At 59.7% G+C, this 15913-nt stretch carries 25 protein-coding genes, 1 tRNA gene and 1 other RNA gene; 3 read left to right on the top strand and 24 right to left on the bottom strand.

The genetic code is table 11. From position 1 onward, the window contains the following. Positions 1-421 precede the first annotated feature (421 nt). The 22 genes from OK352_RS07920 to OK352_RS07815 all read right to left on the bottom strand — a co-directional run bounded on the left by OK352_RS07920 (position 422) and on the right by OK352_RS07815 (position 12661). Positions 422-622: a hypothetical protein gene (locus OK352_RS07920; RefSeq protein WP_265140926.1), complete on the bottom strand. Its 201-nt coding sequence runs from the start codon at positions 620-622 to the stop codon at positions 422-424. Positions 623-786: 164 nt separating this feature from the next. After that, complete coding sequence (locus tag OK352_RS07915) at positions 787-1179, bottom strand: DUF3307 domain-containing protein (RefSeq protein WP_265140925.1); 393 nt, start codon at positions 1177-1179, stop codon at positions 787-789. A gap of 471 nt (positions 1180-1650) precedes the next feature. Further along, positions 1651-2301 carry a hypothetical protein gene (locus OK352_RS07910; RefSeq protein ID WP_265140924.1) on the bottom strand — a complete coding sequence of 217 codons (651 nt, stop codon included), beginning with the start codon at positions 2299-2301 and terminating at the stop codon, positions 1651-1653. Positions 2302-2726: 425 nt separating this feature from the next. After that, positions 2727-2876, bottom strand: coding sequence for a hypothetical protein (locus OK352_RS07905; RefSeq protein WP_265140922.1), 150 nt, complete (start codon positions 2874-2876; stop codon positions 2727-2729). Beyond that, positions 2873-3340 carry an XF1762 family protein gene (locus OK352_RS07900; RefSeq protein ID WP_265140921.1) on the bottom strand — a complete coding sequence of 156 codons (468 nt, stop codon included), beginning with the start codon at positions 3338-3340 and terminating at the stop codon, positions 2873-2875. The genes OK352_RS07905 and OK352_RS07900 overlap by 4 nt, the downstream gene beginning before the upstream one ends. After that, a complete protein-coding gene (locus OK352_RS07895; protein ID WP_265140920.1) occupies positions 3337-3588 on the bottom strand; it encodes a hypothetical protein in 252 nt (83 codons plus the stop codon). The genes OK352_RS07900 and OK352_RS07895 overlap by 4 nt, the downstream gene beginning before the upstream one ends. Next, a complete protein-coding gene (locus tag OK352_RS07890) occupies positions 3578-4144 on the bottom strand; it encodes a hypothetical protein (protein WP_265140919.1) in 567 nt (188 codons plus the stop codon). Before OK352_RS07890 ends, OK352_RS07895 begins: the two co-directional genes overlap by 11 nt. Positions 4145-4282: 138 nt before the next feature. Next, a complete protein-coding gene (locus OK352_RS07885; protein ID WP_265140918.1) occupies positions 4283-4813 on the bottom strand; it encodes a hypothetical protein in 531 nt (176 codons plus the stop codon). 166 nt (positions 4814-4979) lie between these two features. Then, complete coding sequence (locus OK352_RS07880) at positions 4980-5414, bottom strand: single-stranded DNA-binding protein (protein ID WP_265140917.1); 435 nt, start codon at positions 5412-5414, stop codon at positions 4980-4982. After that, a complete protein-coding gene (locus OK352_RS07875) occupies positions 5411-5686 on the bottom strand; it encodes a hypothetical protein (protein ID WP_265140916.1) in 276 nt (91 codons plus the stop codon). Before OK352_RS07875 ends, OK352_RS07880 begins: the two co-directional genes overlap by 4 nt. Next, entirely contained in the window at positions 5683-6063 is a 381-nt protein-coding gene (locus tag OK352_RS07870; protein WP_265140915.1) for a hypothetical protein, read from the bottom strand. The genes OK352_RS07875 and OK352_RS07870 overlap by 4 nt, the downstream gene beginning before the upstream one ends. Further along, positions 6060-6848 (bottom strand): hypothetical protein, encoded by a 789-nt coding sequence (locus OK352_RS07865; RefSeq protein ID WP_265140914.1) that lies wholly within the window; start codon positions 6846-6848, stop codon positions 6060-6062. Before OK352_RS07865 ends, OK352_RS07870 begins: the two co-directional genes overlap by 4 nt. Positions 6849-6865: 17 nt before the next feature. Beyond that, positions 6866-7198 (bottom strand): HNH endonuclease, encoded by a 333-nt coding sequence (locus tag OK352_RS07860; RefSeq protein ID WP_265140913.1) that lies wholly within the window; start codon positions 7196-7198, stop codon positions 6866-6868. A gap of 840 nt (positions 7199-8038) precedes the next feature. Next, positions 8039-8434, bottom strand: a complete 396-nt coding sequence (locus OK352_RS07855) for a RusA family crossover junction endodeoxyribonuclease (protein WP_198248158.1) — start codon at positions 8432-8434, stop codon at positions 8039-8041. 91 nt (positions 8435-8525) lie between these two features. Further along, positions 8526-9329, bottom strand: a complete 804-nt coding sequence (locus tag OK352_RS07850) for a recombinase RecT (protein ID WP_265140912.1) — start codon at positions 9327-9329, stop codon at positions 8526-8528. Next, positions 9326-10411: a YqaJ viral recombinase family nuclease gene (locus OK352_RS07845; RefSeq protein WP_265140911.1), complete on the bottom strand. Its 1086-nt coding sequence runs from the start codon at positions 10409-10411 to the stop codon at positions 9326-9328. The genes OK352_RS07850 and OK352_RS07845 overlap by 4 nt, the downstream gene beginning before the upstream one ends. Positions 10412-10559: 148 nt before the next feature. Beyond that, positions 10560-10748 carry a hypothetical protein gene (locus OK352_RS07840; protein WP_265140910.1) on the bottom strand — a complete coding sequence of 63 codons (189 nt, stop codon included), beginning with the start codon at positions 10746-10748 and terminating at the stop codon, positions 10560-10562. Continuing rightward, positions 10745-11083 (bottom strand): hypothetical protein, encoded by a 339-nt coding sequence (locus OK352_RS07835; RefSeq protein ID WP_265140909.1) that lies wholly within the window; start codon positions 11081-11083, stop codon positions 10745-10747. Before OK352_RS07835 ends, OK352_RS07840 begins: the two co-directional genes overlap by 4 nt. Further along, complete coding sequence (locus tag OK352_RS07830) at positions 11080-11433, bottom strand: hypothetical protein (protein WP_265140908.1); 354 nt, start codon at positions 11431-11433, stop codon at positions 11080-11082. The genes OK352_RS07835 and OK352_RS07830 overlap by 4 nt, the downstream gene beginning before the upstream one ends. Before the next feature lie 600 nt (positions 11434-12033). After that, a complete protein-coding gene (locus OK352_RS07825) occupies positions 12034-12231 on the bottom strand; it encodes a hypothetical protein (protein ID WP_265140907.1) in 198 nt (65 codons plus the stop codon). Beyond that, entirely contained in the window at positions 12228-12416 is a 189-nt protein-coding gene (locus OK352_RS07820) for a helix-turn-helix domain-containing protein (RefSeq protein WP_265140906.1), read from the bottom strand. Before OK352_RS07820 ends, OK352_RS07825 begins: the two co-directional genes overlap by 4 nt. Further along, complete coding sequence (locus OK352_RS07815) at positions 12416-12661, bottom strand: helix-turn-helix domain-containing protein (protein WP_265140905.1); 246 nt, start codon at positions 12659-12661, stop codon at positions 12416-12418. Before OK352_RS07815 ends, OK352_RS07820 begins: the two co-directional genes overlap by 1 nt. A 95-nt stretch (positions 12662-12756) precedes the next feature. Between OK352_RS07815 and OK352_RS07810 the strand changes: the two genes are divergently transcribed. Together OK352_RS07810 and OK352_RS07805 are read left to right on the top strand one after the other, a co-directional pair. Beyond that, a complete protein-coding gene (locus tag OK352_RS07810) occupies positions 12757-13014 on the top strand; it encodes a helix-turn-helix domain-containing protein (protein ID WP_265140904.1) in 258 nt (85 codons plus the stop codon). Between the two features lie 142 nt (positions 13015-13156). Then, entirely contained in the window at positions 13157-14317 is a 1161-nt protein-coding gene (locus OK352_RS07805) for a tyrosine-type recombinase/integrase (RefSeq protein ID WP_265140903.1), read from the top strand. Positions 14318-14397: 80 nt separating this feature from the next. Here the strand turns inward: OK352_RS07805 and OK352_RS07800 are convergent. Further along, positions 14398-14470, bottom strand: a tRNA-Lys gene (locus OK352_RS07800). Between the two features lie 157 nt (positions 14471-14627). Between OK352_RS07800 and OK352_RS07795 the strand changes: the two genes are divergently transcribed. Beyond that, positions 14628-15437 (top strand): inositol monophosphatase family protein, encoded by an 810-nt coding sequence (locus OK352_RS07795; protein WP_265140902.1) that lies wholly within the window; start codon positions 14628-14630, stop codon positions 15435-15437. Positions 15438-15494: 57 nt separating this feature from the next. Here the strand turns inward: OK352_RS07795 and ssrA are convergent. Beyond that, positions 15495-15864: a transfer-messenger RNA gene (gene ssrA / locus OK352_RS07790) on the bottom strand. Between the last annotated feature and the right edge of the window lie 49 nt (positions 15865-15913).

Here is a 15913-nt window from a genome sequence, read left to right as displayed (position 1 = left end):
CGTGACCGGGGGATGTCTTCATCGACTTCTACCCGGAGGGGGTCGGGTATGCATCCGGCGCATGGGGGTCCGGGGCATTTCTTGCCGTGGGCCCCGGGGGTGAATGTGAGTGTCTTGTCGAGGGGGCGGTCGCATAGGGCGCAGGTGTGTTCTTCTGCGAGTACTCGCTTGACGAGGGCGCGTCTGCGGCTTCCGTTTGCGTTATGCAGTTGAGTCGCCATCGCTTCCCTCCGGGGTTAGTCTCGTGGCCTCATGTCTAAGCAGTCGTCTTCACATGCCCATGCTGCGGTGGCACTGGAGTAGTTCGATCCGCAGTACTCGCACTGGTACTCGAGTGCTGGGATGCTCTGTAGTGCGACCCTGACGTCTTCTAACGTCCTGGTGTCCCAGGTGGCGACGATGGGGTCGAGGTGTGGGTCGTTCATTGTTCGCCTCTTGCGGCGTATCGTGCGACTTTCACCCATGTGTCGTCGTGTTTGATGTAGGCGTGGGATTGGAATGAGGGTTCGGAGACGATGGTGCAGCCTTGGTTGTCGGCTTCGGCCTGGATCGCTTCGATTGCTCGTGCTTCTGCGTCTGGGCCGTCTGGGACGTTGACGAGGATGTCGATGGGGTCGTTCATCGTTGACTCAGCTTCCTAGCGGTGCCGGCGTTGTATTTGATGCATCGGGGGCAGCGGTCTGGGCAGTTGCCTTCGTCACAATGGGAGCAGATGACGTATGCGCCGCGTTTCTCCATGAGTGCCCCACATGCGCACTGCTTTGTGCTCAAAATTGCCTCCCGCTTCTACAACCAGATGACCGCGCCCGTGTTGATCAGCAGGTGCAGAGTGTTGTCAGCGATGATCATTAGCCATGTCGCCATCCACGGCGGTGTGCTTGCGCTGTACCCAGCGTTGGTCTTCGCTTCTGCCCATGTCGGGCGCGAGGGCGTCGGGTCAAGTTGGTTCTTTAGCCACATAAGATGCTTCGCGAGCCGATACCGGTCAATGACGATGTGAGTGACCGCAATGACCGCGAGTGCTGCAGGCGATTGCGTGACCAGCATGTACGGGATTGTGTACGTAACCCCGTGTGCAATAGCTGGCCCCCATGCCTCGGTTTTGCGTGTTGCCATCCAGTGCGACTGGATCAGGTAGTCACCGACGAGATGTGCGAGGACGATACCGAGCGCGGTCATGCTACCTCCGTGCTTGTGTGGGCGGGCAAGTAGTGACCGTGCACGTCTGCACCTGTGGTTCTATGTCGCCCGCCCGTGGCCGCACGAGCACCATGAGGCTCTGCGACCGGCCTGTTTCCTGCTCTCGACCACAGGCAGGGTCTCAGCGCGGCACAACCCGCTGGCAGGTCTTTCATGTGCAAAGGCGGCGGGACTCGAACCCACAACCTCCGGTTTTGGAGACCGGCGCTCTTCCAGTTGAGCTACGCCAATAGGTGCCGCCGCCTGTAGGTCTGCGTCCGTGCTTGCCGGGGTGGACACCAGCGTGACGGGATCGACCTGTTCTAGGTATTGGGCGGCGGCAGGTTTTGGGCACAAAAAAAGCGGCCACCCGTGAGGATGACCGCCATTCTTGTTTAAAGTCGAATGCCTACCCTGAAATTTAGACAATTGTAGGTAGGCAATACCAATGTTACCCCAGATCGGTGGGGGTTAACAACTTCCACCTTCCGCGTGTCGTTCCACCATTTCCTCTCCCAGTTCGGCCACCGCATCCGCACCATCCCAAACGATCTGGCAACGCCGGCACAGTGCACGGTCGTCGTACCGTGACCCTTCCTCTGTGAGCCTGTAGGTCACTTTCACCGGCCACAACCCGCCCCCGTTGATCATGTCGCCCCATTCGCTGTGACCGCAGACGGGGCAAGGATATTTGGGGGTGTATTCCTTCGGCGGGTCTAGGTGGTCTTTGATCTGTCGCACCCATTCCCGCATCTTTGAGTGCCGTTCGCTGGTCTCGTTGTCGTCGGGGTTGAGACTCGACCAGTACATGTACCAGCGCCGCAGGTCAGACACGGGGTCGTTGTGCGTTTCCAACTCGATGAGCACGCACCATGCTCTGATCCACGATGTGATGTTCGCGTAGATCGTGAGGGCGTCGAAGTCGAGCACCGATCTTGTTGACGGTTGCGCTGCACTCCCCGACTTCGCGTTTGACGATGAATACGTCGCTTCCCGGATTTGCACGATCAGCGGTTTCACTGTGATCTTTTGCGCTTTGCCCAACGTGCCGTCATCGTTCTTGGGCACGATGTGGTCTTTGCGCTCTTTCGTGAGCTCGTCCAACGTGTCGAGAATGCTCACTGCCTGTCCCCTCTCGTGAATATCCAGTACGAGACCTTTGGGGCGTACATGTGAAAAAGAATGAGGGCCGTAGCAACAGCTACGACCCCCACAATGAATGCGCGCACTCTCATGGTGTTTCTCCTTTGTGGCAGTTGCACCCGCACGAATGCCCGGTGATGGTGTGCACACAGTCGGTGTGCTGGTTGGTTAGACACCAGCCGTGCAGAGTGGTTGTAATCACGGGGCGCATTATTTGCCCCCGGAATCATTCGATTCTGTGCCGGGGTGATTCTCGCCGGTGGAGTAGCAGAACTTCGGAAGCGGCCCAGCCAGCGAGCGCTCACAGTCGAGGCAGGCGACGCGACGGAAGTTGCGAGCAATGATCTCGTCGCCATGTACACACCGCGTGTGCGCGTGCTTGCAGAAGAACGGGAGCCAACGCGTCATGCCTCAGCTCTCCCAATATCTCCTGTTTTGTGGTCTTGGTCGTCTGCCGCGTCGATACAGTACGAGATATCGCATCCGGTGTTTGCGCCGTCGATTATGCATCCGTCGCAGTACAGGTTGCCCGCGGTCGTGCGCATGAAGCTCATGGTGTCTCCTTGTCTGCGGCGGACTCCCAAAGAGTGCGCGCCACGTTATCCGTGTTCCGGCTCACGCGAGGACGCGAGGGAACCGACCACCCCTTTCTGGCAGGACGTTGAGCCAACACGCGAAACCCAGCTGCCTTGAGGCTCGCACCGCCCTCGCCGTCCTGCGTGTAAGTGATGAGCCGGTCGTAGCCCATCGCGAACGCGGCCTTGCGTGCAGCCGCGTAGAGCATGCTGTTCGCGTTTCGTGTTCCGTCCGTCGCTGAACGTGTCACTTCGAGTGTGTTTCCCTCAGCGGCAAGGACACGAGACACTGGGCGGCTCACGATCGCAACACCGACCAGCTTGTCGCCGTCAGCCACACCGAGACTGAACTTGTGGCCGACCGGCGCGTCATGATGCCGATGGTGCGCGCGCACGAACTCTGCCGCATCAGCGAACGAGACAGGCACGATGCGGAGAGTCACGGCTGCTCCTTGTCTGCGAGAGCGCGCAGCCAACGGCTTACAACGTCGGCGTCACCTGCGTACCGGTCGCGCTCGTCCGCAGCCTCCCGTAGTGCGTCCCGGCGTGCCTCAGCGCTAACCTGGGCAAGCCATCGGTCGAATAGCTCGTTGGCTTCATCTCGTCCCGTGAGGCCGTAGCTGGACAGGTAACGCATCTCTGCGTGCGCGTCACGCACCTGCTCCGTCGTCGGCACATACTCACTGGTCATTGCCCTCGCCTTTCTCGATGCGGTCAGCGCGCTCGTTCAGAAAGTTCTCTGTAGCGAGCATGACGACAGCCCGGTAACCGTAGTCCTTGTAGAACCGGAACCTGCGAGCCGCCTCCCTCAGTGCTTCGGCCTTGACGCGGTCAAGCGCGACAGACGGGGCGGGGAGCATGTCGAGAATGTCAATAGGTGCAACATCCGCCTTCTGCCTGTCGTAATGCTCCAGAGTGTCGCGCACCTGCTCCACGACAGCGGCCAATGCGTCGCGCTCAGCCTCGGCCTCCCGGAGCTTCCCCTCGACGTACCGGAGCCGAAAGCTCATCTGCTCTCGAAGGCGGCTCAGGGAGTTCCGCTCCTTCTTGCTCGCTCGAAGATCCTCGATCAGCTTGCCTCGGTCTTCAGCGGCCATCTCTTCCGCCGAGAGAAGCTCGTCACGCTCAGCGGTTACCTGTTCGAGCGCTGTCACAAGCTGGTCGGCAAGAACGAAAATCTCGTCATCCCACACGTTGTGCGCCAGGTGCTCCTTGACGGCCGCGATCAGCTCATCGTTCGTGCTCATCGCTTGTCTCCTTCGTTCAGTGCATCTAGAACCTTCTCGCCCATATTTGTGTCCAGGTCGATGCTCTCGGATGCGTCAGTCACAGACCTACCGCCTTCCGAATCTCGTACTCAATCTCCAGTGATTCCGGACTGTTGCTCATTCGCCTACCTCGCTTTCGACCGGTGCAAGACGCACAAGCTGACCGGCGTCGTGCCATTCTTGGGCTATGTCCGTCGCATCCGAACCCAGGTCATCCTCGAACCCCCAACCGCCGTCCTCGAAGTGAACGAGAATGCTCGCGGTTGCCACCTGCTGGACGAACAGCGACCGGTTCACATAGAAACCCTCGGCTGTCGGCAGCGGCTTGCGGATGGAGTGCGCCTGGAAGTAGCGCTCAGCGGCACATTCGGCGGTCGATGCAGCGACAACCTTGCCCCGCTTGAACTCCCAGTACTCACCCGACCTCTCGGAGGTCACGCGCACGTAGTCCCGTCCTCGCGAGTAGCAAACAATGTGCGGCTCCACAGTGTCGCGCCACCGGCCAAGCTCGGCGTCGCGGCGCTCAGTGAAGGCCAGTTCCAGCTTTGCCACCGACTCCGGAAATGCATCGAGGTCACCGTTTGCGTCGTACAAGGTGCCGTCTTCATCGAAATGCCAACCGTTGCTGGCTACGAATCCTTTTGTCATTGCTTCACCCTTTTCAGGTCGTTTGGGCATGGCACACTGCTACGCCCGTAAGGTGTGCGGCATTGCGCACACGAATGAGAAAGGGCCACGGTTTCCCGTGACCCCTGACTGTTGATGTACCGCTCCAACTCTTCGTCGGTTCGCGGTTTACCTTCATACGCCATGGCTAAAACGGCGCTTCGTCCGACCAGCCGCCCGTAGACGCCTCAGCATTGGTGGCGGCAGGTGCTGACCCATACCCAGCACCGTTCACCTGCCCTGCACGCTCAGCCCTCGGCACAACCCCGAGCGTGGCGAACTTCAGCTTCACCTTCGCCCCCGGATTCCCATCATTGCGAGTGAACACCTCCAACTCAGGCTGACCCGTCACCGTCACCAGCGTGCCCTTCGACACAACACCTGCGACCGCGTGCGCATCCTGCTCCCAGAACGCCGCCTCGAACCATGTCGTCGGCCCAGCATCCTCGAACTCACCCGACTGCTGGTTCTTCCGACGAGGTGTGTGCCCCACAGAAACCGTCAACACATCCTTGCCGGACTGCGTCTGCCCCATACGCGGTTCCGCCGCGAAACCCTCAACCGTTGTCGTTGCCTTACTCATGCTGCATCTCTCTTTCGAATCGTTGATCTTTTCTTGTTGGGCGGCAGCCCAAGCTTCCGACGTCGCGCCGCGATCGTGCCCAGAAGCAAACCCGTCTCGGACGCGATCTGCGCATCCGTCATCCCGACAGCATGCAAACGCCGCACAGGGTCCGGATGGGCAAGACCCAACGCGATCTGCGCAACCATCTCGTCCACCTTCTGACCCCGAAGGTCAGCAACCGAGGCGATGCGCCACCACTCCCTGTCCGGAATATCGACCGTCACCCTCATGACTCCAACTCCTGCACCTGCTCCATGTCGCGCCGGCGAGCCTCAGCAAGCCTCCGCGCCACATCCACCGGCAACGGTTCACGTGCCGGGTACGACCGGTCGATCAAACCTCGAGCCTTCGCAGACCTCACGTCAGCCTCCACAGCCCGTTTACTCATTCGCCCCTGAGCTTCCACACGATCGAGCACATGCCCGACCGTCAAATACTCATGACGTGTCGCAGCGTCCGTGAAATGCGCAATTACCGCCTGCTCGCACTCGTCATAAGAATGCTTCCCGAGTGCCGTATGCCATGCCGTCGCGTTGAGCTCCGACACTTCCCTACGATCGAACCCGGACGCGACCAGCAACAGCTTCCCTGCTTCCTGCAGGTTCATGATCCGATTCCCTTCTGTACGCCCAACTGTGCGACGAACGCCATGTTCGCCTGATCCCGTGACGGACGGTTCTTCTGCTCTGGCGGTTCAGGTAGCGGGTCGTTCCACCGTTCACCGTTCAGCCATGACGCCGGGTACGGGATGAACTGTCTTTCCGGCAGGTACGGTGACGACCACAACGCGTGTGCCGCATCGACGATGACTTGCGGGTCTGACTTCTTGATCGCTTTCGTCCACGCCTTCTCAGCGTCGGCCTTTGCGACTCGCTTCTGCCAGACAGACCAGAAGTCCTCGAATGACACGCTCGCCGTCAGGTGAGCAAGTTCTTTACTCCCCTGTTCCTCTGTTCCCCTGCTCCCCTGTTCCCCTGCTCCGGGAAGTGAGGACTCATGAGCGCTCAGTGAGGACTCAGTGATCGACTCATTTTGAATCGCCGTTCCCTTGTCCGGCAAGGGGTATCGCCCCGGTGAAGGCCGGTTGATCCTCTGGTGCTTCGACCAGTTCGCAATGTGAAGGAATCGCTTCGCCCCGACCTCGTAACGGCTGATAACGCCTTGCGTGTGAAGCCTGTTCAACCCTGCTTTAACCCTCATGAGCGTGTCGTGAGGGCTCACTGAAAGGTCATGAGCGAACAGGTCTGCGCAAACATCGGACACTCGGTCGATGCCGACGCCGTTGTCGTCGACGTATGACCAGAGACCGATGAACAGAAGCCGATCCTCGATCGACATTTCGTTCACATCATCCGACCGCCAGAACTCCGGTTTGATCGATCTGATTCTCATTTGGTACCTCCTCTCTTTCAGAACGGTGGTTCTGTGATTTCGTGTTTTCGCCCGTCTTTGCCGAGCATCCACAGCACGCCTCGGTCATCACGCACGGGAATGTAGAGCTCGTTGTCCCACGAGTGCACCGACCACCCACCGTCGCCGTTTGCGTGCGCTTTGCCATGACAACCGGTGTGGTTCCCCCATCCGCATAACGCGACGAGGTTCTCGACGGTGTGTTTCCCACCACGGCTCCGGAACTTCCGGTGATGCAACTCGAGAGGGCCAGCCGAGAAACATCTCTCGCACTGGCCCTCTGAACGCTCGAGCACGATTGCTCGGACTCGTTTTGGAATCACGGTGCCCATGACGACCTCCCTGCTGAGTGGATACCCACCCCTGTTTTGGGGGCGGCCATCATGCCACCTGCCCGGATAGCGTTGTTAAGTGCACAACCACGGCCAGCAGTCCTTGTACGACATTGAGCAGCCCCCTGAAACCGGGAGGGAATCTTTTTGGGACGCGGGAACGCAGTACACGCTTGCGACCGACGGACGAAACAAGTGGATGCTCTGGGGACATTTCCGGCCTGGCAAAGCGACCCCACTTGTGACATTGCATAGTGGGTCTTCCGAATGGAGGACATCCGAGGTGAACGGCCCCGGTAAAAAAAGCGGCAGCGATTGGCGAGAGCTCATAGCGAATGCGCTTTGAATACTTCACGCTGCCCATAGTTCCCTTTCGGCAGGGTTGAGCACTGCTTTGCAATCCCGGCACACCTTCCCCTTCTTCTCCGGCATCACCTCACGGACAATCCCGCAACGCGGACACGGAGCCTCAAACCAACTACCCATCAGGCAGCCCTCGCTTTCTCACGCGCAGCATCAAGGCATCGCTGGCACAGAATGAAATGGCCTCGCCGGTCACACCCACCGGCCACAGGTGCCTTGCACGGCTTGTGACAGTCGCGGCACTTATCGGGCACGCCCTGGAACCACAGCTCCACCGGCTCAATGTCGAATAATGCTGTGTCGGTCATGACGACACCTCAAAGTTTCTGCATCCGCACAGCCCGCAGCCGCCCATTCCAAGGCCGACAAACGTTTGCTTGACCGTTGACCCGTGAGACACGTTCCGGTGTCCACACGAGCACGGCATAGCGTCACGGGCACACTGACAATCACCAACCCACGGGCAGTCATGCGCGGTCATGCGAGCTCCTTCAGCGTGAACTCGAAATGCGGAACGCAGCCCTTCTCGTACCGGATCTCCGGCATGTGCTTGACCATGAACTCGCGGGTGTCGTCAGGGACAACCTCGGCATCGACCAAGCCATCGCAGAGGGCTTTGAGTGTGGCGACTGGGTTCTCGTCGTCGCGACGTCGCCGGTCTTTCACGAACCACACAAGGCGCACCTCGATGCGTTCCAACTCCGGCACGTGTCTCGCCTTCGCGTGCATCAGCGACCGAAGATCCTTGACGATCTTCGCCTCCGCCATACGGTGCAGCCGATAGTTGAGAGACAACGGCGGTTTCACCCAGTCGAACGTGAACGTCGTCTCGAAAAGACCCGCGTCGGTCTGTACCTGTTCGTTGAGTGTCATGCCGGTTCCTCTTTCACGAGGTACTCGGAAACGAAACGCTCCCAATCGATACCGATGGGAGCGCCGTCTTGATCGAACTTCACATGCAGCATCACGGTTTGTCCTTTACCTCGGGGGCGACGATCGTTTCCGGTTCATCATCGTCGTGCTCGACCTGCAACTCGGGAACATTGTCGAGCTTCTTCACCACCGCCTGATCTGCCGCAGCAGCCTGAGCGAGCGGTGCCGCCTCTGCCGACTTCGGAAGATACTTCTGCAGAACCCTGATGCCCGTCTTCTTGAACATTTCGCCCTCTGAGTCGTTCCATGGCGTTTTCTCCCAGTACTTCGGGCGGTGCTTCGTGCGCATCGTTTCCGCATCCACGTACACCCACTGCGATTCGTCCAGCCCTTTGACCTTCGCGTACGCAATAACGCCGGACGTTTCCCCACGGTCACCGGTTGCACGTTTGAAGTCGTAGAACTCGCCACGCTCCGAGTTCGCCCCGGTGGTGAAGTAGTCGTTCTCGTGCACAAGGAACGCGGAGACCTTCGAGTACAGGCCCGTGTTCATCGCCAGTTGGATATAGCCAGAAAATCCCACGATAGGGACAACAACCTGCTGGCCACCCACCTTGCGAGGCGTCAAATGGAATTGTGCCAACGGGCCCCCGACCGGAAGCTTCAGCTGCGCCGCGAGGAACAATGCGCCGAACAGCGATCGTGCATCAGCCTGCCCAAGCGCCGGCGTCGCCTTGATCGCAGTCAACGCGTCCTGCGCGAACTTTGCCGCATCCATCGACTCACCGAGCGCCCGCTGAAACTCCGGCTCGTACGCCTTCAGATGATCTGCGATCGTCGGGTTCTTCTTCTGCTCGACCGCTTTGGTAGCGATCTTCTGACTGAGATCCGTCACTTGCCATTCCTCCAAATCGTGAGGTCGTCGTACTCAGCAAGCACGTCGACAACTTTCTTGCCCGGTTCCCATTCGGCGGGCGGTGTCTCTTCGAACTCGGCAACGCTCTTACGCAGAAACCTCAGCGAGCCGGGAACGGTGCGCGTGTACTGCTGCACCAGGTCCGGGTGATCCTGCTCGAACGCCTTCATGTCGAACGACAGGCGATCCTTCGTCCGCTTAAACGTGTACAACGGGGTGCCCTGATAGGTGAGCCCGTCCGCCCCGGTCTTCGCCATCAACTCCTTGTAGGCACGTTTCACAGCGTCGATCTGCTCGTCAGCTTCCTTATACGCTGACCGTTCCAGACCATCGAGATACCAGGCCGTCAGCAACCGTTCGTCGCCGTCGATCATGTTGCCCGTGTTCTGCTTGGACTCCTCAAGCTCGACCATTGTTGACGGTTCCGGTTGCACACCACCAACAACATATGTTTGCCACCACTCGTCGGTGAGTCTGACGATCTGCTCCCATACGTCGGCGTCCCATTCGACGTCGTACAGTTCCGGGGAGTTGCCGCCGTGCAGCACCGCGAGGTGAGCTTTCCGAGCCCCGGTGACACCCATCTGAACGATGACCTGCACCCTGTAGTAGTCGGGTACACCATCCGCCCATTTGTCCTTGCTGTAGGCACTGGAAGTCTTCAACTCGATGCAACGGAAATTCGGTTGTGCCGTGTAGATCATCGCCCCGTCGTCGGTGCGGCCCACCGTGTCGAGTGATCCAACCGACCTGTCAGGCGTCGCCGTCAACCATGGATGCTCAACCGACCGGGCACCGAACCCGACATCGATCTGCCCAACCTCGGGATGCTTCCACGAGATCCAGTTAGCGATCGGCTCCTCAAGCTGATGCCCGAAGAACGCCAGATCTTCCGGTATCTCGTTCGGGATGCCTTGCTTCGTCCGCCACACTGAAAGCGGTGTCTGCCACGGGCTGAGCCCCAGTACCGCCGCAACTTCGGATGCACCAAGCGAATGGGTGCGCTGCTCATGCCATTCGGGACTGTCCTGCTCGAGTGGTTCCAACAGTGTGAACGTCATCGTTTCTCATTGCCTTTCTCAACGGAGGCGACGATCAACGCACCGCCCATAAAAATGAGGGCGAGAAGAGACACACCGTCCCACTCGCCCCGAACCCCTGCGATCGCCGTGCAAACAAGTGCGCACACGATCAGCAACGCTGTTGCTCTCATGACCCGACCGCCCAAATGACGGTGATGATGATCACGCCGATAAGCAACAGACCGACCACAGCTAACTGTGTGGCCTTGTTCTTGTCTGCCCCACGCGTCGGCAGGGTGATGGGTTCCGTCTTCGGATCATCACCCGGCATCGACACGAGATTGTCAGCCCAGTCAGGATTGCTCTGGTCGTTCATACTTCCCTCAACTCCGGAAGCGCATACACGCTCTCCCCCTCAGACCGGCCCACGATCACGAGGAACCCGTCAGCGGCCAATTCCCCTGCTCTCTTGCGTGGGGAATCCCAATGACAACGAGGCCACCCCCGCTCCTCATGCGCCGGTTGATGCTTCGCGTAGGCCCAGTTGATGTCCGAACCCTTCATCGCGTTGCCCTGCACGAACATCAGCGCAAGAACCGCCTTCCGCAACGGCGTCAACGTCACCGCCGAGCGATCAGCCGCGACCTGCGACGTGATCGGGTCCGTGACACGAGCTCGAGGGGAATCCTCGCCCCAGATCATCGGGTTCATGACACACACTCAAATGCGTTCGCGTCCTCGACATGGCGGGTTGCCTCAGTGAGGTCGAGCTCGCCGAAAGGAAAAGCGCTGAGGTAGTCGGAGACTGACTCGGTGAACGCGATGTTCGCGTCTTTGTACGCCGTCGCTTGCTCGTTGCACTGCTCTAGCTGGTAGTTGAGGTCATTGATGACGCCACCGAGGTTCTCGATGCGCTGGTCACGTTCCTGCACCATCGAGAACTGCACCATCCCGGCAGCCGTGCCGCCGACAGCGAGGATGCTGACGAGCACCCATGCGAGCGGTGCAGACGATCGTTTCGGTTCAGGTGTTGTTGGGTACGGCCACGTAGTATCAGTCATGCTGGTATCTCCAATCAGCTAAAGACCCCCGCCGTCGGCCAGGACAGCGGGGGTCAGTTATTTACAAGGTGACGGCTCGTGGACTTGTCCGCCGAATAAGATCGGTGGCACCAACCGCCTAGTGAGGTGGGAGAGCTTCGAACTCTCCACGACGCCTTTACGCTCACCTCGCCAGCCCGTTTCCCTGCGACTCGTCCGCCACACATGACGGTGACGGCCCCCGCGCAAGACTGCGATAGATGGGCTTCTACGACTTGGCGCTCACCGGCTAACCCGGCGCTACCTCTATACGGCGCTTCAGAATTGGACTCACACGCACAAAGCGCAGCCTTTGAACTCTCCATCACGCCCATGCAGGACCAAGAACTGGCTACCCTGCACCACAGCAACTCCCAGCCGTCTCCAATGGGCGGCTTCGCTCTCCCGTTCCCCGGTCTTGGTCATACGCTCCGGGACTGGACGTTGCTCTCTATGTAGTTGGTCCAAGCTGTGCTGATAGCGGCAGGATGACCGCGTCACACTTGAAACGGGCGTTTTCAGGTACGCCAAACCAGCGACCAAGTGACGCTTGACCGTCACAAGGCCTAAGAAAAATGGGTGTTAGTCGTCTAGCGGGTTCGGTTCATCCCAGTCGTCCAAACGAATGTCACGGATGCGATCAGGGTCAAAGTCCGGGTCGTACCAGGGCGCATCATCCGCCGGCTCAACCGACCGCGCCCAAAACGGAGCAGTAAGCAGACCACCGAACAAGACCACTGCGCCGAGAACCATTGCCCAGCCAATGACTGTGGCGATCATGCTGCACGCTCCAAGGGAGCGATGCGGCCCTCGAGCCACTTGTCGAGATCGGATGCGAAGAACGCGTTCTTGCGTCCCTGCTTGTACCTGACCGGCCCGTGTCCGTCATGAAGAAGATTCCGGAGAGTCTGCTCGGCAAGGCCGCAATACTCGGCGGCACGCTTTGTTGTGAACACCTCAGCCATCAGGCCGCGCTCCGTGCAGTTGAGAGCAGCACCTGAGGCATCAGCGCTGCAGGTGCAGTGTTGAGCGCAATCGCGATGTCGTAGATTTCTACAGCGGTGAAGCTGGTGTGCCCGTTGATCTTGCGTCCGAGCGTCGTGTAGGGAATTCCGGTGAGGTCAGCGAGCTTTGTACGGCTCATGCCTGCCCGCTCTACTGCTGCGGCAACCTTGTCTGCCTGCTCTGCGGTGATGTGATCTGTAGCCATACCTAAACAGTATGTAGCCGCTTGGCTACTGTCAAGCCGACACGCGTGCCTATTTGGCTACACTTTGTAGCCGCTCGTGTGCTATCTTTAGCCATATGACTACAAAAGAGGCCGAACGGTTCAACACGCTCGTAGGGGGGCTCCTTCGTGCCGCGGCTGCGTTCAACCGCAAGTCAATCGCGCAAGTCGCGAAAGAGACGCCCATCGACAGATCGACGCTGATCCGCTACCTCGACGGCGTCCGTCCGATCCCCATGCCGGTTCTCTACCGCGTGTGCGAGGTCATCGGCACAACCCCACAGGAAATCATCACCGACGCCACTGCACGTATGGCAACAGGTCAGCGGGACTAACACCGTATCGCCTCGCCTCGTCCCATAGTTCTGCAACCGTCTGGATCACCATCGATCAAATCACCCTTTCGAATCTATGTTCGAATGTACGCCCGCCCACTGACTTCGTCCACCCCACAGCACACCCAGAAGGGGGCACACCATGGCACGGCCACCGTTGGTCCTTGAGACATGGGGCAAGATCCGCCGCGTCGAACTCGCACCTGGAAAACATGCAGCGATTGCGAACTACCGCGACAGCGACGGAGTCACCCGGAAGATGCAACGTATCGGCAAGTCCGGCGCGGAGGCCGAACGCAACCTCGTGACCGCGATGAAGGACCGGCTCGCCCCATCCCTGGAAGCCCTCACACGCGACTCAACGATCAGCCAAGTCGGCAAGCTATGGCTGGAAGAATACGAAACCACCGATCCCGCAATGGGGACATTGCGCAGCTACCGAGACGTGCTCCACAAGGTCATCGACAAAGGCGTCGGTGAGATCCGGCTACGCGAGGCAACAACACCGAGGATCGACCGGTTTATCAAGGCCGTCGCCAAGAGCCGCGGTGACGGACGTGCGAAGAATTGCCGTGTCGTACTCTCGCATATTTTCAAGCTCGCGATTCGACACGGAGTAATGGACTCGAACCCCGCCAGGGACTCCGCACCGATCCGCACTAAGAAAACGCATGTTGTTGCACCTGACCGTGACGTGATTGTCGCCGTGCGTGAGCTCATGCACGCCTACGACACAGGCAAGGACGGACGCGGCGCAGTGCGCAACACCGACATGACCGATCTGCTCGACATGTACGTTGCGACAGGTGCACGCACAGCCGAAGTGCTCGCACTCGAGTGGCAACATATTGACTTCGACAAGACTCCCCCGACCGTGGACATTCGAGGCACAGTGATCACGGGCGATGACGGCAAACTGATGGTGCAGGATCACCCGAAGTCGGACACCTCGAAGCGTGGCCTCAAGCTCGCCCCATTCGCCGTAGAGATGCTTTTGCGACGTCGCGTGGACTCGTACACGTCATGGGTGTTTCCGTCGTCAACGGGGACGCTGCGGTGGCAGAACAACATGCGCCGGCAATGGCGTGCTGCCCTGAAGGATTCGGAGTACGAGGGATTGACGCCGCGTGCGTTCCGCAAGGCCGTCGCGACGGTGCTCGATAGGGAGATGGGAACCGAGGCGGCAATGAGTCAGCTGGGGCACTCGTCGGATGCGATCACGAAGAAGCATTACATCGAGCGTTTGTCAGAGGGGCCGGACGTGACGGCGGTGCTTCAGAGTCTTTTTGAAAAGGGAGAGTAAATGGAGAGTTTGGGCATTTCAAGCACCGTTTAACGAAAAGAAGCCCGATCAGATTGTGTACCTGATCGGGCTTTTACGCGTGCACCCCCCGGGACTTGAACCCGGAACCCACTGATTAAGAGTCAGTTGCTCTGCCGATTGAGCTAGAGGTGCCTAGTGTCTGGTTCAGAATAAACCCCGAACCGAGGGTCAACATTAGCATCACTTCTGGGGCTTGCGCCAATCGAGCATGTGCCCCGTGCCCGGCCACGTAAATCAGCCGAATCCGGTCCTCCGCTGGACCAGTGTCGCGCCCAGTAGGCTTGACAGCGTGACTGCTTCGTACTCAGACGACCTCGCTCTTGCCCTCTCACTCGCGGACACCGCTGACGCGATCTCCGCCTCGCGATTCCGCACGGCCGATCTCACGATTTCGACAAAGCCGGACCACACGCACGTCACCGATGCCGACCTCGCCGTCGAGCACGCCCTCCGCGACGTTCTTGCCCGCGAACGCCCCGATGACGGCATCCTGGGCGAAGAATACGGCACCGAGGGCGACAGCCGGCGGCAATGGATCATCGACCCCATCGATGGCACAGCCAACTTTCTACGCGGGGTGCCCAATTGGGCGACGCTTCTCGCCCTCGCCATCGACGGCGTGCCTGTCGTCGGAGTCGCCAGCGCACCCGCCTTCGGAAAGCGCTGGTGGGCGGCGCGCGGTACAGGCGCGTGGCTGAGCGAGAACGGCGGCGAACCGCGACGCCTCACCGTGTCATCCGTCGATGCGATTGAAAACGCCTCGCTGAGCTTCCAGAGCATCGCCCAGTGGGACGAAGCCGGGTACCTTGACTCCCTCATCGACCTGTCGCGCGACGTGTGGCGCGACCGCGCGTTCGGAGACATGTGGTCCTATGGCCTGCTCGCCGAGGGGCTGATCGACGTGGTCGCCGAGTTCGACGTCAAGGAGTACGACATCGCGCCCTTCGCGGTCATCGTCGAAGAGGCCGGCGGTCGCTTCACCGCTATCGACGGGGCGAACAGTATCGCCGAGCGCAGCTCGCTGGCGACGAACGGCGTGTTGCATGACGCAATCGTGACGCATATCGCGCGCACGCATTCATCGCCATCAACGACATGAGGGCCGCCCCGCGGACGACCCTCATCTCTGACAGTGACAGCGTGTGACGATGGTCGATGGTGGAGATGGGGGGAATTGAACCCCCGTCCACTGCTGAGATTCCACGCCTTCTACGGGCGTAGCCTGTGTCGCGTTCTACTCGGCCCCAACCTCTGCCACAGGCATCGCGGTTGACGGGCCCAGCCTGAGTAAAAGTCCCGCGCATCGCTCAGACATCAATACGCAGCAAGTCCCCTTAATGACGCCAGGATCCGTGTCGGGAACACCCACGGTCTGACGGACTATCGGGCTCGCTTAGGCAGCGAGGGCGAAGTCAGTGCGCTTTGAGTTGGCACTTATTGGTTTCCAGGGAGCGTTAACGAGATAACCCCGGATCCTCGGCCCGCTTCTCGTGGGCTCACAGGCAGTGTCGAAACCGATCATCCCCATGCGCGCTCGTTCGAGCGGACCATCATCACACGCTGTTCACTTGTCAA

The sequence above is a fragment of the Microbacterium sp. MPKO10 genome, from assembly GCF_026107415.2.
Classification (GTDB): Bacteria; Actinomycetota; Actinomycetes; order Actinomycetales; family Microbacteriaceae; genus Paramicrobacterium.
This window is presented reverse-complemented; position numbering and strand designations above follow the sequence as displayed.

Coding starts and splice junctions, on each gene's coding strand:
- OK352_RS07830 (WP_265140908.1), bottom strand. CDS start 11,433: ATGACTGATACTACGTGGCCGTACCCAACAACACCTGAACCGAAACGA.
- OK352_RS07855 (WP_198248158.1), bottom strand. CDS start 8,434: ATGACACTCAACGAACAGGTACAGACCGACGCGGGTCTTTTCGAGACG.
- OK352_RS07865 (WP_265140914.1), bottom strand. CDS start 6,848: ATGAGAATCAGATCGATCAAACCGGAGTTCTGGCGGTCGGATGATGTG.
- OK352_RS07815 (WP_265140905.1), bottom strand. CDS start 12,661: ATGGCTACAGATCACATCACCGCAGAGCAGGCAGACAAGGTTGCCGCA.
- OK352_RS07905 (WP_265140922.1), bottom strand. CDS start 2,876: ATGAGCTTCATGCGCACGACCGCGGGCAACCTGTACTGCGACGGATGC.
- OK352_RS07920 (WP_265140926.1), bottom strand. CDS start 622: ATGAACGACCCCATCGACATCCTCGTCAACGTCCCAGACGGCCCAGAC.
- OK352_RS07840 (WP_265140910.1), bottom strand. CDS start 10,748: ATGAACGACCAGAGCAATCCTGACTGGGCTGACAATCTCGTGTCGATG.
- OK352_RS07860 (WP_265140913.1), bottom strand. CDS start 7,198: ATGGGCACCGTGATTCCAAAACGAGTCCGAGCAATCGTGCTCGAGCGT.
- OK352_RS07895 (WP_265140920.1), bottom strand. CDS start 3,588: ATGACCAGTGAGTATGTGCCGACGACGGAGCAGGTGCGTGACGCGCAC.
- OK352_RS07875 (WP_265140916.1), bottom strand. CDS start 5,686: ATGAGGGTGACGGTCGATATTCCGGACAGGGAGTGGTGGCGCATCGCC.
- OK352_RS07870 (WP_265140915.1), bottom strand. CDS start 6,063: ATGAACCTGCAGGAAGCAGGGAAGCTGTTGCTGGTCGCGTCCGGGTTC.
- OK352_RS07820 (WP_265140906.1), bottom strand. CDS start 12,416: ATGGCTGAGGTGTTCACAACAAAGCGTGCCGCCGAGTATTGCGGCCTT.
- OK352_RS07880 (WP_265140917.1), bottom strand. CDS start 5,414: ATGAGTAAGGCAACGACAACGGTTGAGGGTTTCGCGGCGGAACCGCGT.
- OK352_RS07825 (WP_265140907.1), bottom strand. CDS start 12,231: ATGATCGCCACAGTCATTGGCTGGGCAATGGTTCTCGGCGCAGTGGTC.
- OK352_RS07835 (WP_265140909.1), bottom strand. CDS start 11,083: ATGAACCCGATGATCTGGGGCGAGGATTCCCCTCGAGCTCGTGTCACG.
- OK352_RS07810 (WP_265140904.1), top strand. CDS start 12,757: ATGACTACAAAAGAGGCCGAACGGTTCAACACGCTCGTAGGGGGGCTC.
- OK352_RS07845 (WP_265140911.1), bottom strand. CDS start 10,411: ATGACGTTCACACTGTTGGAACCACTCGAGCAGGACAGTCCCGAATGG.
- OK352_RS07915 (WP_265140925.1), bottom strand. CDS start 1,179: ATGACCGCGCTCGGTATCGTCCTCGCACATCTCGTCGGTGACTACCTG.
- OK352_RS07805 (WP_265140903.1), top strand. CDS start 13,157: ATGGCACGGCCACCGTTGGTCCTTGAGACATGGGGCAAGATCCGCCGC.
- OK352_RS07890 (WP_265140919.1), bottom strand. CDS start 4,144: ATGAGCACGAACGATGAGCTGATCGCGGCCGTCAAGGAGCACCTGGCG.
- OK352_RS07885 (WP_265140918.1), bottom strand. CDS start 4,813: ATGACAAAAGGATTCGTAGCCAGCAACGGTTGGCATTTCGATGAAGAC.